Raw genomic sequence first — 12,424 nt, 5'->3', positions numbered from 1 at the left:
GGGTGAGGTCGCGGCCCTGCGACCCGACGACCGAAGGAGCTCGACCCACCGATGAGCCGCTACCTGATCCTGCTGCCGGCACCCGAGGCCGAGTGGGCGGACCTGCCACCCGAGGAGCACGAGAAGGGGATGCGCTCCCACCAGCAGTTCCACGAGGACCTGGAGGCGGGCGGTCACGAGCTGCTCGTCGCCGGCCCGCTGGAGCCGTCCGCCGTCGCCACCTCGATGCGCCCCGACGGTGCGGGCGGCACGCTCGTGACCGACGGCCCGTTCACCGAGTCGGCGGAGCAGGTCGTCGGGTTCTACCTCGTCCGCTCCGACGACGAGGCCGACCTGCGGGCGGCCTGCGAGCGGTGGTCCGCGCGGGGCGAGCTCCTCGAGTTCCGCAAGATGGCGGAGTGAGGAGACCGACATGACCGAGTACGTCGTCCTGCTGCTGGGTGATGCCGAGCGCTGGTGGGACCTGTCCGACGACGAGCGTCGCGAGGGCTACGCCGCGCACGAGGCGTTCTCCGCCCAGCTCGTCGAGCGGGGACACACGATCACCGGCGGCGCCGAGCTGCACCGGGCCTCCGAGGCCCGCACGATCGCCCCCCACGCCACCGAGGTCACCGAGGGGCCGTGGGCGGAGACCGCCGAGCAGGTGGGTGGGTTCTACCTGGTCGAGTCGAGCGACCTCGACGACCTCCTGGACTGCTGCCGGGTCCTCACGGCGACCGGCGACGCGGTGGAGGTGCGGCGGTGCGTGGACCCCGGGGAGCGTGCCTCGTGACGCGCTACGTGGTCCTCATCGCCTACTCCAGGTCCGAGTGGGAGGGGGCGAGCGAGGAGACGCGCGACTACTACTTCGCGGCCCACGACGCGTTCTCGGCCTACGTCGCCCAGCACGGCACCGAGCACGGCTCCGGCGCGCTCGCCGATCCCGAGCGCGCGACCACCGTCCGACGGGAGGGCCGGGCACGCGACGGGGAGCTGGTGGTGACGTCCGGTCCGTTCGCCGAGGCCGTCGAGCACGTCGGCGGCTACTACGACGTCGAGCTTCCCGACCTCGACCACGCCGTCGCGGCGGCGAGCCTGCTGCCGTCGGCGTACACCGTCGAGATCCGTCCGACCATCACGATCACCTGAGACCGAGGAGCCCACCATGAAGTACCTGGTGCTGCTGGTCGGGGACGGGGCCGAGAAGGCCTGGCCCGACCAGAGCGAGTCCGAGCAGGCCGCCGCGATGGCGCGGTTCGGGGAGTTCGCCGCCGCCTGCGCCGCCCGGGACGGTGTCGAGCTGCTCGCGGGCGAGGCGTTGACCGAGCCGGGCGACGCCACCGTGATGCGGACGTCGTCCTCGGGAGAGGTGTTGCTGACCGACGGTCCCTACGCCGAGGTCATCGAGGGCATGGGCGGGTTCTACCTGTTGGAGGCACCCGACCTCGACGTCGTCGTGGAGCTCCTGCGGATCCTGCCGCGCTACGACATCCAGATCCACCCGACCGTGGACGTGGCGCTCTGAGCGACCCGGCGCTCGAGGAGGTCGTGCGGCAGGAGTGGGGCCGCCTGGTCGCGCTGCTCCTGTCGCAGTTCCGCCGTCTCGACCTCGTGGAGGACGCGCTGGGCGACGCGGTCGAGGTGGCCAGCCGGACCTGGCCCGTCGACGGCACGCCCGACAACCCGGCCGGGTGGCTGATGACCGCCGCCAAGCGACGCGTGCTCGACCGGCTGCGCACCGAGGGCGTCGCCCAGCGCAAGCTCCCGTTGCTCCTCACCGACGCCGAACGCCAGCAGGAAGGAGCGCGCACGATGGCCGACGGCGGCAGCCTCGTCGAGGACGACGTCCTCCGCCTCGTGCTGATGTGCGCCCACCCGGCACTGGCGCTCGAGGCGGCCGCGGCGCTGAGCCTGCGGCTCGTCCTGGGCGTGCCGACGGCTGACGTCGCGCGCCTGTTCCTCGTGCCCGAGCCGACGATGGCCGCGCGCATCACCCGCGCCAAGAAGCGCATCGTCGGGGCGGGCATCCCGTTCGCCGTCCCGGACGCCGCCGTGCTGCCCGAGCGTCTCGACGTCGTGGCGCAGGTGTCCTACCTCGCCTTCACGGCCGGCTACGCCCCCGGCACCGGCCCGGACCTGCTCCGCGCCGACCTGTCGGGCGAGGCGATCCGGCTGGTGCGGGTGGTGCTCGGCCTGCGGCCCGACGAGCCGGCGCTGGTCGCCCTCCTCGCCCTGGTGCTGCTCCAGCACTCGCGTCGCGACGCCCGCGTCAGGGACGGCCGGCTGGTGCTGCTCGCCGACCAGGACCGAGGACGCTGGCACCACGACGAGGTCGCCGAGGCGATGCGGCTGCTGCGGTCACCGGTGCTCGCCGGGCCGGTCACCCCGCTCACGGCGTCGTACGCCCTGCAGGCGCGGATCGCGGCCGAGCACGCGACCGCGCCCACCGCCGAGGACACGCGCTGGGACCGCGTCGTCGGGCTGTACGACCTGCTCCTGCAGGTCTCCCCGTCCCCGTCGGCGCGGCTCGCGCGGGCGGTGGCCGTGGCCGAGGACCGCGGACCGGCCGCCGGGCTCGCCGCCCTCGAAGGCCTGGAGATCCCGTCGAACCACCGGCCCGCCGCGGTCCGCGCCGAGCTGCTCGCCCGCTCGGGCGACACCGACGCCGCGCGGGCTTCGTACGACCAGGCGATCGCGGCGTGCGGGAACGACGTCGAGCGGGAGTTCCTGCTCGCGCGACGTGCGGACCTCTGATCAGTCCTCGGGGACCTTCTGCTGCTTGGCGAGGACCGTGAGCCCCTCGTCGACGACGAAGCCCCGCGCGCGGTCGGCCTCCTGGTCGACACCGATCTGCACCCCCGGCGGCACCACGACACCCTTGTCGAGGATGGCGTTGCGCACGATCGCGCCCTCACCGATACGGACGCCGTCCATCAGCACCGAGTCCGACACCTCGGCCCCGTCCTTGACCCACACCGCCGGCGACAGCACCGAGTGGTTGACCGTGCCGCCACTGACGACGACACCGGGCGAGAGGATCGAGTTGAACGTCGACACCGTCTCGCCGCCGGCACCCTCGACGAGCTTGGCCGGCGGGTGCGGGCCGTAGCTGGTGTAGATCGGCCAGGCGTTGTTGTAGAGGTTGAAGACCGGCAGCGGCGAGACGAGGTCCATGTGCGCCTCGTAGTAGGACCGCATGGTCCCGACGTCGCGCCAGTAGCCGCGGTCGCGGTCGGTCGAGCCCGGGACGTCGTTGTCCTTGTAGTCGTAGACCGCCGACTCGGCCTTGTCGACGAACCACGGCACGATGTCGCCGCCCATGTCGTGCTTGGACTGCTCGCGGTCCGCGTCGCGGGTGACCGCGTCGACCAGGGCGTCGGCGGTGAAGACGTAGTTGCCCATGCTGGCGAGCACCTCGTCGGGCGAGTCGGGCAGTCCGACCGGGTCGGTCGGCTTCTCGAGGAAGGCGCGGATCCGGCTCGGGCTGGCCGGGTCGACGTCGATGACGCCGAACTGGTCGGCGAGGCTGATCGGCTGGCGGATCGCGGCGACGGTGCAGCCGGCACCGGACTCGATGTGGTCGGCGACCATCTGCGAGAAGTCCATCCGGTAGACGTGGTCGGCACCCACCACGACGACGATGTCGGGCTGCTCGTCGGTGAGCAGGTTGAGCGACTGGAAGATCGCGTCGGCGCTGCCGAGGTACCACCGCTTGCCCACCCGCTGCTGGGCGGGCACCGGGGTGACGTAGTTGCCCAGCAGGTTGGACATCCGCCAGGTCGTGGTGACGTGGCGGTCGAGGCTGTGCGACTTGTACTGCGTGAGCACGACGACCTTGAGGTAGCCCGAGTTCACGACGTTGGACAGCGCGAAGTCGATCAGGCGGTAGATGCCGCCGAACGGCACCGCCGGTTTGGCGCGGTCGGCGGTCAGGGGCATCAGTCGCTTGCCCTCACCGCCGGCGAGGACGACTGCGAGGACCTTCTTGCGCGGCGGGGTGGCGGCCATGTCACGAAACTAGCCCTCGGTGGGGGCGCGGTCGACCACCCACTCGGCTCGGATCCGCACTACCTTCGGCTCATGCGCATCGACGTCCTCAGCAAGGAGTACCCGCCGGAGGTCTACGGAGGTGCGGGCGTCCACGTCGCCGAGCTCGTCCGGGCGTTGCGGGTCCTGCCCGACGTCGACGCCCGCGTGCGCTGCTTCGGCGCGCCCCGTTCGGAGCCCGGCACGACGGCGTACGCCGAGCCCGCGTCGCTCGCCGACGCCAACGCCGCCATCCGCACGCTCGGCGTCGACCTCGCCATGGTCGACGACTGCGCGGGCGCCGACCTCGTGCACTCGCACACCTGGTACGCCAACATGGCCGGTCACCTCGCCTCGCTGATGCACGGCATCCCGCACGTCGTCAGCGCGCACTCGCTCGAGCCGATGCGGCCGTGGAAGGCCGAGCAGCTCGGCGGCGGCTACGCGCTGTCGAGCTGGGCGGAGCGGACGGCGTACGAGGGTGCGGCCGGCATCGTCGCGGTGAGCGCCGCGATGCGCGACGACGTGCTGCGCAGCTACCCCAGCGTCGACCCCGCGCGCGTCCACGTCGTGCACAACGGCATCGACACGACGCAGTGGTCCCCCGTCGCCGACCCCGACCGGGTGCGCGAGCTCGGCGTCGACCCCGACCGGCCGAGCGTGATCTTCGTCGGCCGGATCACCCGCCAGAAGGGCCTGCCGCTCTTCCTGCGCGCGGCCGCCGCGCTCCCGCCGGAGGTCCAGCTGGTGCTGTGCGCCGGCGCTCCCGACACCCCCGAGATCATGGGCGAGGTCAGCGGGCTGGTGTCCGAGCTCGCGGCCACCCGGTCCGGCGTGGTGTGGATCGAGGAGATGCTCCCCCGCCCCGACGTCGTGGCCCTGCTGACCGCGGCCACCGTGTTCGCCTGCCCGTCGATCTACGAGCCGCTCGGCATCGTGAACCTCGAGGCGATGGCCTGCGAGACCGCCGTCGTCGCGACCGCCACCGGAGGCATCCCCGAGGTCGTCGTCCACGGCGAGACCGGCTGGCTGGTCCCCATCGAGCAGGCCACCGACGGCACCGGCACCCCGCTCGACCCGGAGCGCTACGTCGCCGACCTCGCCGCCGCCCTCACCGAGGCCGTCAGCGACCCCGACCGCGCCCGGTCCTACGGCCTCGCCGGCCGCCGCCGCGCCGAGGAGTCCTTCAGCTGGGACGCCATCGCCGCCCGCACCCTCGACCTCTACCGCTCCCTCACCTGACCCGCCTGCGGAGACGCGCAGGCATTGGTCGACGTACGTCGGCTCGCTGAGCGTGGGCCCGGTCATCCGGACGGACCATTGCCTGCGCGTCTCCCGTCTGTGGATGAACGACGCGGGGCGCTGGTCGGTTCGCACATGCTGGACCCATGGACGTCGTCGGCGCGATCGAGCGCATGGGCGGGCTCAGCACCCGCGCCGCGCTGATCCAGGCGACCTCGCGCTCCGACGTGGACCGCGCACTGGCTTCCCAGGCAGTCGTGCGCGTCGGGCAGGGCCGCTACACATTGCCCGGCGTCGACGCAGCCGCGGCGCAGGCGCACGCGATGAACGGAGTTCTCTGCCTCGCGAGCGCCGCCCTGCACCATGGCTGGGAGGTCAAGGCGGTGCCGGGCAAGCCGCACGTCCTGGTCCCCCGCAACCGCAACGTCCCCCGGCGCTACCGGTCGAGGGTCGTCCTGCACAGTGCCGACCTCGCGCCGGACGACGTCACCGGGCAGGCAACGAGCCGGGAGCTCACCCTGACGCAGTGCCTCCGACTGCTGCCCTACGACGAAGCGCTCGTGATCGCCGACTCGGCGCTCCGCCATGGTGAGCACGCCACCTTGCGTCGGGCGGCCGCGTTGGTCCGCGGGCGCGGGCAGGTCAACGCAGAGCGGGTGGCGGCACGGGCGACCGACCTGTCGGCCAACGCGTTCGAGTCCGTCACGCGCGCGATCTGCACAGCGTCCCCGGGCTCGACGTCGAGCCGCAGGTGATCATCTCGTCGCGCCACTGCTGGGCGCAGCCTGACCTCGTCGACCGCGAGCGTCGCATGGTGATCGAGTGCGAGTCCTACGAGTGGCACGGGAACCGCAAGGGCTTCCTCAAGGACATCCGCCGCTACACCCTGCTCACAGCGGAGGGCTGGACGGTCCTGCGCTTCACGTGGGACGACGTGATGTTTCGTCCCGCCTGGGTGCGTGAGGTGCTCGTCCGTGCGATCGGCGGAGACACGCAGGTATTGGTCGCCGCCTGAGCGTCCTTCGCCGTGTGACACCTCCCGGTCGACCGACCAATGCCTGCGTGTCTGCTGCCGAGCAGGCCGAACGCCCCGGACCGCAGGGGTCCGGGGCGTCCGGGTGGTGCGTGGTGCGTCAGCGGGTGGCCGGGGTCAGCTCCTCGGCCGGGGAGGCGGGCGGCGGGGAGGTGTCGTGGTCGTCGACCATCGTGGCCTCGTCGAAGCGGTCCTCACCGGACAGCACCCGCTCGAGCTGGGCGTAGTCGGTGGTGTGGGTCCAGTGCCCGATGAGGAGGGTGGCGACCGAGTTGCCGGCGAAGTTGGTGACCGCGCGGGCCTCGGACATGAACCGGTCGATGCCGACGATGAGGCCGACGCCGTCGAGGAGCTCCGGGCGGTGCGACGAGAGGCCACCGGCCAGGGTCGCGAGGCCGGCGCCGGTGACGCCGGCGGCACCCTTCGAGGCGATGATCATGAACAGCAGGAGGGAGACCTGCTCGCCGATGCTCAGCGGCTTGTCGAGCGCGTCGGCGATGAAGATCGAGGCCATCGTCAGGTAGATCGCGGTGCCGTCGAGGTTGAACGAGTAGCCCGTCGGCACGACGACGCCGACCGTGGTCTTCTCGACGCCGGCGTGGTTCATCTTGGCGATCAGACGGGGCAGGGCCGACTCGGACGACGAGGTGGAGACGATCAGCAGGAACTCGCGGCCGAGGTACTTGAACAGCTGGAAGATGTTGACGCCCGTCACGACCTTGAGGAGCAGGCCGAGTACGCCGAAGACGAACACGGCGCAGGTGATGTAGAAGGCGATCATGATCGTCGCCAGGCTCTTCAGCGCGTCGACGCCCGTCTCGCCGACGACGGCCGCGATGGCCGCGAAGGCACCGACGGGGGCGGCCCACATGATCATCGCAAGGACGCGGAAGACCAGGCGCTGGAGGTGGCCGATGCCGATGAGGATCGGCTCGCCGGCGCGGCCCATCGCCTGAAGCGCGAAGCCGACCAGCAGGGCGACGAGGAGCGTCTGGAGCACCTCGCCGGAGGTGAGCGAGGAGAGCAGCGAGTCCGGGACGATGCCGGTGATGAACTCGGTCGTGGAGCCGTGCGCGGCCGCGGCCTGCTCCTTGCCGACGCCGGCGACGTCGTCGGAGAGGTTGAGGCCCTTGCCCGGGTCGAGCAGGTTGCCGACGACCATGCCGATCGCGAGAGCCGCGGTCGACATTGTCAGGAAGTAGGCCAGGGCGAGCCCGCCGACCTTGCCGACGCTGGCCGCGCTGCGCACGGAGCCGACGCCGATGACGAGCGTGCAGAAGATGACCGGCTGGATCATCATCTTGATCAGCGCGACGAACGTCGTACCGATCCACTTCAGGCCCACCGCGAAGTCGGGGAACACGAGGCCGACGACGGCTCCGAGGACCACCGCGACGATGACGGCGATGTAGAGATAGTGCGTACGGTCCCGCTTGACCGTCGCCTCCGGGCTGGTTGTGCTCATGGTTCCTCCGACTCCGGTGCTGCTCCGGGTTGAGCTGGGCTGTGTGCCAGCCGTCACATCGTGCGCGGACTTGTGACGGCGGTCACCGTTGTGTTCGTTGAGTTCACGCCCCTCCGCGGGCGGGTGCCACGCCCGTGGGGGTGCGGCACACTGTCCGCATGCGACGACGGGCGGCCGAGCCGGGCGAGAGCCCCGTCGCCCGGCAGATCCTGCTCCTGCAGGTCGCGGTGGTCGTGGTGCTCGTCGTGACGGCCGTCGCGCTGGCCGCGTGGGACGCCCGAGGCGACACCCGCGAGAGCGCCCGGGCGCAGGCGACGGCGGTCGCCAGGTCGGTGGCCGACTCCCCCTTCGTGCGCCGCGGCGTCGAGTCTGCCGACCCGACCGCGCGGCTGCTGCCGTTTGCCGAGGAGGTGCGGCGCGACACCGGCACCGACTTCGTCGTCATCATGGACACCGACCGGACCCGCTACACCCACCCCGACCCCGACCAGATCGGCAAGAAGTTCGTCGGCGACCTCGGCGGCGCCCCGCAGGGCAGGGTCTTCACCCAGGAGTACGTCGGCACGCTGGGGCCGTCGGTCCGCGCGGTCGTGCCCGTCATCGACGGCGGTGACGTCGTCGCGCTGGTCGCAGTGGGGATCAAGGTCGACCGGCTCGACCGGCAGCTGGTGGGCGACCTCCCCCGGATCAGCCTTGCCGCGGGCGCCACCCTGCTCGCCGGGCTCATCGGCGCGTGGCTCATCTCCCGCCGCCTGAGACGGCAGACGCACGGGATGGGCGAGCGCGAGATCACCCGGATGTACGAGTACTACCGGGCCGTCCTCGGCGCGGTGCGCGAGGGCCTGCTGCTCGTCGACTCCCAGCAACGCGTCGAGCTGGTCAACGACGAGGCGCGCCGGCTCCTTGCGCTGCCGGACGACGTCGAGGGCCGATCCCTCGACGAGCTCGGCCTGCCGCCCGGGCTCGTCAGTGCCGTCGAGCGCCGTACCACCGTGGCCGACCAGACCTACGTCCTCGGCCAGCAGGTGCTCGTCCTCAGCACCTCGCCCGCCTACTGGGACCAGGCCGAGGTCGGCGCCGTCGTCACCGTCCGCGACCGCACCGAGCTGCAGGCCGTCACCGGCGAGCTCGACCTCGTGCGCGGTCTCACCGAGTCGCTCCGGGCGCAGAACCACGAGGCGGCCAACCGCCTCCACACGATCGTGTCCCTGGTCGAGATGGGCCGCGCCGAGCAGGCCGTCGAGTTCGCCACGTCCGAGCTCGAGGTCGCGCAGGGCCTCGCCGACGAGATGGTCTCGGCCGTCGAGGAGCCGGTCCTGGCTGCGCTGCTGCTCGGCAAGACCGCGCAGGCGGCCGAGCGCGGCATCGACCTCGAGGTCACGGGCAGCCTGCCCGCGGAGGTCCCGCTCGACCCGCGCGACCTGGTCACCCTCGTCGGCAACCTGGTCGACAACGCCTTCGACGCCGTCGCCGGGACGCGGGCCACCACGCCGCAGCGCGTCCGGGTGAGCCTGGCGGGGGACGCCGACTCCCTGCACGTCGAGGTCGACGACTCGGGCACCGGCATCGCACCCGAGGACCGCGCCCACGTGCTGGAGCGCGGCTGGTCGAGCAAGGCCCAGGAGGGACGGGGCATCGGCCTGGCGATGGTCTCCCAGGTCGTCTCGCGTCACGGCGGCACGCTCGAGGTCACCGACTCCCCGCTCGGCGGTGCGCGGTTCGTGGTCGGCGTACGCACTCCGGCCGGGCGGGCGGTGCCGCGGTGAACGCCCGACCCGCCGTCCGCGTGCTCGTCGTCGAGGACGAGGAGGTCGCCGCCGAGGCGCACGCGACCTACGTCGGACGTGTGCCCGGCTTCGAGCTGGCCGGGGTGGCGCGCTCCGCCGGGGACGCGGTGCGACTGCTCGCCCGCGATGACGCGATCGACCTGGTCCTGCTCGACATGCACCTGCCCGACGGTCACGGCCTCGGCCTGCTGCAGCGCCTGCGGGCCGAGGGGCGCCAGGTGGACGTCATCGCGGTGACCTCCGCCCGCGACACCGAGGTGGTGCGGCGCGCCGTCTCGCAGGGCGTCGTGCTGTACCTGCTCAAGCCGTTCACCTTCGCCGCCTTCCGGGGCAAGCTGGAGCAGTACGCCGAGTTCCGCGCGCAGCTCGAGCGCTCCCCCGCCGACGTGGTCCAGGACGACGTGGACCAGCTCTTCGGCGCCCTGCGGGCACGCCCGACGGGCGACACCCTGCCGAAGGGGATGAGCCTCGACTCCCTGCGCGCGGTCGTGGTCGCGCTCCGGGCCCGTCCCGAGGGGCTGTCGGCCGGCGAGGCTGCCGAGGAGGTCGGCGTCTCGCGCGTCACCGCACGCCGCTACCTCGAGCACCTCGCCGACGAGGGCCGGGTGACCCGGGCACCGCGCTACAAGGGCGCCGGGCGACCCGAGGTCGGCTATGTCTGGACCGGTGCCGACCCGGGCTGACCCGCCCTTGCCGTCCGTCGCGGTCCGCAGCCAGACGTGGAGCGAGGTGATGGGCCGGATCGCCTCGCACCTGATGTTCACCTCGGCGTCCCTGCTGTTCCTCGCGCTCGCGGGTCCGGCGATGTCCTTCTCCGGGACCTTCCGGCTGCTCGCGATCCTGCTCGGCCTGACGCTGCTCGTCGCCGGCACCCTGACGTCGTTCCGCGTGCACAACGCGAGCCAGGAGGACTACATGTTCATCAAGGGGATGAACCGCCTGCGCGCCGGCTACATCGACATCGACCCCCACGCTGGCGCCGTACTTCATCACCGGCCTCCACGACGACGAGCCTGGGATCGACCAGACGTACGCGATGGGGGTACGGCGCCGTAGCGCGAGCCAGGTCCTGGCCAGCTCGGCGATGTTCATCGTCGTGGTCAACACCCTCGTCGCCGCTGGCGTGACGGCGTTCGTGCTGTGACCGACGGGGACGTGGCCCACCGCGATCGGTGCCGCCATCGTGGGTGTGGCCCACTTCAGCGTGTGGATCGTCCTCGGCTACCTCAGCTGGCAGGTCAACATCGACCCGGCCCACGTCCGGTTCCCGACGCCGTGAGGGGTCAGCTGAGGACGAGACCGGGGTAGAGCGGGTGCTTGTCGAGCATCTCGGCGGACTGCTTCGTCACGCGGTCCGCGACGCCGTCGCCCACGACGTACGACGCCTTGCTCGGGTCGCCGGCCTTGGTCGTGCCCGGCGTGGTGTTGATGAGCACGTCGACGATCAGCTCGGCCACCGTGTCGAACTCGTCGTGGCCGAAGCCGCGGGTGGTGAGCGCGGGGGTGCCGAGCCGGACGCCGGAGGTGTACCAGGCGCCGTTGGGGTCGGCCGGGACGGAGTTGCGGTTGGTCACCACGCCAGCGTCGAGCAGCGCCGACTCCGCCTGGCGGCCGGTCAGTCCGAAGGACGACACGTCGAGCAGCACGATGTGGTTGTCCGTGCCCCCGGTCACGAGCGTCGCGCCGCGGGTGAGGAAGCCCTCGGCCAGCGACTTGGCGTTGTCGGCGACCTTCTGGGCATAGGCCTGGAAGGACGGCTGGCGGGCCTCGGCGAACGCGACCGCCTTGGCCGCCATCACGTGCGACAGCGGGCCGCCGAGCACCATCGGGCAACCGCGGTCGACGTCGGCGGCGAACTCCTCCTGGGCCAGCACCATGCCGCCGCGCGGGCCGCGCAGCGACTTGTGGGTGGTCGTGGTGACGATGTGGGCGTGCGGCACCGGGTCCTCGTCACCGGTGAACACCTTGCCCGCGACCAGGCCGGCGAAGTGCGCCATGTCGACCATCAGCGTGGCGCCGACCTCGTCGGCGATCTCGCGCATCTTGGCGAAGTTCACCCGGCGGGGGTAGGCCGAGTAGCCGGCCACCATCACGAGCGGCTTGAACTCGCGCGCCTTGGCAGCGACGGCGTCGTAGTCGAGCAGCTGCGTCTCCGGGTCGGTGCCGTACTGCTGCTGGTGGAACATCTTGCCGCTGATGTTGGGACGGAAGCCGTGCGTGAGGTGGCCGCCGGCGTCGAGCGACATGCCGAGCAGGCGCTGGTTGCCGAGCTCGTGGCGCAGCGTCTCCCAGTCGGCCTCGGTCAGCTCGTTGACGTTCTTGGCCTGCATCTTCTGCAGGTACGGCGACTCGACCCTGTTGGCCAGGATCGACCAGAAGGCGACGAGGTTCGCGTCGATGCCGGAGTGCGGCTGGACGTAGGCGTACTGCGCGCCGAACAGCTCACGCGCGTGCTCGGCCGCGAGCGCCTCGACCGTGTCGACGTTCTGGCAGCCGGCGTAGAAGCGGTGACCGACGGTGCCCTCGGCGTACTTGTCGCTGAACCAGGTGCCCATCGTCATCAGGACCGCCGGCGAGGCGTAGTTCTCCGACGCGATCAGCTTGAGCGAGCCCCGCTGGTCGGCGAGCTCCTGGCGCGTCGCCTCGGCGATGCGCGGCTCCACCGACGCGATGACCTCGAGTGCCTGGGAGTACGCGCTGCTGATGAGGGAGTCCGTCATGGCGCCCAGACTAGAGCCACGCCGTGGTCGGCTGTCGGCGACGTGCGGGGAGTGGACGTACGCCGTCCCGCACCCGGGATCCGGTGTGACCTGGACCGCATCCGTGACCGTCCACCCGCCTGCTCCCGACCGTCGATCTCACATCGTGGAGCGCCGTCCCATGATACGAGAT

The 12,424-nt window shown here is 71.8% G+C and carries 14 protein-coding genes; 11 read left to right on the top strand and 3 right to left on the bottom strand.

Annotated features, from left to right (window positions below):
- Positions 1–51: 51 nt before the first annotated feature.
- Genes L2K70_RS07850 through L2K70_RS07830 form a run of 5 tightly spaced genes read left to right on the top strand, consistent with a single transcriptional unit; the run spans position 52 to position 2,733 of the window.
- Positions 52–402, top strand: a complete 351-nt coding sequence (locus tag L2K70_RS07850; RefSeq protein WP_236401028.1) for a YciI family protein — start codon at positions 52–54, stop codon at positions 400–402.
- Between the two features lie 10 nt (positions 403–412).
- Positions 413–772, top strand: a complete 360-nt coding sequence (locus L2K70_RS07845) for a YciI family protein (protein WP_236401027.1) — start codon at positions 413–415, stop codon at positions 770–772.
- Positions 769–1,128: a YciI family protein gene (locus L2K70_RS21600; RefSeq protein ID WP_236401026.1), complete on the top strand. Its 360-nt coding sequence runs from the start codon at positions 769–771 to the stop codon at positions 1,126–1,128. The genes L2K70_RS07845 and L2K70_RS21600 overlap by 4 nt, the downstream gene beginning before the upstream one ends.
- A 16-nt stretch (positions 1,129–1,144) precedes the next feature.
- On the top strand, positions 1,145–1,504 hold the full coding sequence (locus L2K70_RS07835; RefSeq protein ID WP_236401024.1) for a YciI family protein: 360 nt from the start codon (positions 1,145–1,147) through the stop codon (positions 1,502–1,504).
- A 23-nt stretch (positions 1,505–1,527) separates the two neighbouring features.
- A complete protein-coding gene (locus L2K70_RS07830; RefSeq protein ID WP_236401022.1) occupies positions 1,528–2,733 on the top strand; it encodes an RNA polymerase sigma factor in 1,206 nt (401 codons plus the stop codon).
- Here the strand turns inward: L2K70_RS07830 and glgC are convergent, their stop codons facing one another.
- Positions 2,734–3,987: a glucose-1-phosphate adenylyltransferase gene (gene glgC, locus L2K70_RS07825; RefSeq protein ID WP_236401020.1), complete on the bottom strand. Its 1,254-nt coding sequence runs from the start codon at positions 3,985–3,987 to the stop codon at positions 2,734–2,736.
- A 72-nt stretch (positions 3,988–4,059) separates the two neighbouring features.
- Here glgC and glgA point away from each other — a divergent pair, with 72 nt between their 5' ends.
- From glgA to L2K70_RS07810, 3 genes are all read left to right on the top strand, one after another.
- Positions 4,060–5,247, top strand: coding sequence for a glycogen synthase (gene glgA / locus L2K70_RS07820; RefSeq protein ID WP_236401018.1), 1,188 nt, complete (start codon positions 4,060–4,062; stop codon positions 5,245–5,247).
- Between the two features lie 146 nt (positions 5,248–5,393).
- A complete protein-coding gene (locus L2K70_RS07815; protein ID WP_236401016.1) occupies positions 5,394–6,002 on the top strand; it encodes a hypothetical protein in 609 nt (202 codons plus the stop codon).
- Positions 5,999–6,262, top strand: a complete 264-nt coding sequence (locus L2K70_RS07810; RefSeq protein ID WP_236401014.1) for an endonuclease domain-containing protein — start codon at positions 5,999–6,001, stop codon at positions 6,260–6,262. Before L2K70_RS07815 ends, L2K70_RS07810 begins: the two co-directional genes overlap by 4 nt.
- A 118-nt stretch (positions 6,263–6,380) precedes the next feature.
- Here the strand turns inward: L2K70_RS07810 and L2K70_RS07805 are convergent, their stop codons facing one another.
- Positions 6,381–7,745 carry a cation:dicarboxylate symporter family transporter gene (locus tag L2K70_RS07805; protein WP_236401012.1) on the bottom strand — a complete coding sequence of 455 codons (1,365 nt, stop codon included), beginning with the start codon at positions 7,743–7,745 and terminating at the stop codon, positions 6,381–6,383.
- A gap of 158 nt (positions 7,746–7,903) precedes the next feature.
- Between L2K70_RS07805 and L2K70_RS07800 the strand changes: the two genes are divergently transcribed.
- Genes L2K70_RS07800 through L2K70_RS07790 form a run of 3 tightly spaced genes read left to right on the top strand, consistent with a single transcriptional unit; the run spans position 7,904 to position 10,588 of the window.
- The gene (locus L2K70_RS07800; RefSeq protein ID WP_236401010.1) at positions 7,904–9,511 is read left to right on the top strand and encodes a sensor histidine kinase; all 1,608 of its coding nucleotides are present in this window, start codon (positions 7,904–7,906) and stop codon (positions 9,509–9,511) included.
- Positions 9,508–10,215: a response regulator gene (locus L2K70_RS07795; RefSeq protein WP_236401008.1), complete on the top strand. Its 708-nt coding sequence runs from the start codon at positions 9,508–9,510 to the stop codon at positions 10,213–10,215. The genes L2K70_RS07800 and L2K70_RS07795 overlap by 4 nt, the downstream gene beginning before the upstream one ends.
- Positions 10,199–10,588, top strand: a complete 390-nt coding sequence (locus L2K70_RS07790) for a hypothetical protein (protein WP_236401006.1) — start codon at positions 10,199–10,201, stop codon at positions 10,586–10,588. Before L2K70_RS07795 ends, L2K70_RS07790 begins: the two co-directional genes overlap by 17 nt.
- 227 nt (positions 10,589–10,815) lie before the next feature.
- Here the strand turns inward: L2K70_RS07790 and L2K70_RS07785 are convergent, their stop codons facing one another.
- Positions 10,816–12,252 carry a glycine hydroxymethyltransferase gene (locus tag L2K70_RS07785; protein ID WP_236401004.1) on the bottom strand — a complete coding sequence of 479 codons (1,437 nt, stop codon included), beginning with the start codon at positions 12,250–12,252 and terminating at the stop codon, positions 10,816–10,818.
- Positions 12,253–12,424 lie beyond the last annotated feature (172 nt).

It is taken from the genome of Nocardioides potassii (assembly GCF_021648885.1).
Taxonomy (GTDB): Bacteria; Actinomycetota; Actinomycetes; order Propionibacteriales; family Nocardioidaceae; genus Nocardioides; species Nocardioides potassii.
Note: the sequence above shows the minus strand (reverse complement) of the source record. Positions and strands in the feature narration are given on the sequence as shown.

Bases quoted from the DNA above. Each gene is read 5' to 3' on its own strand.
- L2K70_RS07835 (WP_236401024.1), top strand. From the start codon at position 1,145: ATGAAGTACCTGGTGCTGCTGGTCGGGGACGGGGCCGAGAAGGCCTGG.
- L2K70_RS07805 (WP_236401012.1), bottom strand. From the start codon at position 7,745: ATGAGCACAACCAGCCCGGAGGCGACGGTCAAGCGGGACCGTACGCAC.
- L2K70_RS07800 (WP_236401010.1), top strand. From the start codon at position 7,904: ATGCGACGACGGGCGGCCGAGCCGGGCGAGAGCCCCGTCGCCCGGCAG.
- glgC (WP_236401020.1), bottom strand. From the start codon at position 3,987: ATGGCCGCCACCCCGCCGCGCAAGAAGGTCCTCGCAGTCGTCCTCGCC.
- L2K70_RS07785 (WP_236401004.1), bottom strand. From the start codon at position 12,252: ATGACGGACTCCCTCATCAGCAGCGCGTACTCCCAGGCACTCGAGGTC.
- L2K70_RS07850 (WP_236401028.1), top strand. From the start codon at position 52: ATGAGCCGCTACCTGATCCTGCTGCCGGCACCCGAGGCCGAGTGGGCG.
- L2K70_RS07845 (WP_236401027.1), top strand. From the start codon at position 413: ATGACCGAGTACGTCGTCCTGCTGCTGGGTGATGCCGAGCGCTGGTGG.
- L2K70_RS07815 (WP_236401016.1), top strand. From the start codon at position 5,394: ATGGACGTCGTCGGCGCGATCGAGCGCATGGGCGGGCTCAGCACCCGC.
- glgA (WP_236401018.1), top strand. From the start codon at position 4,060: ATGCGCATCGACGTCCTCAGCAAGGAGTACCCGCCGGAGGTCTACGGA.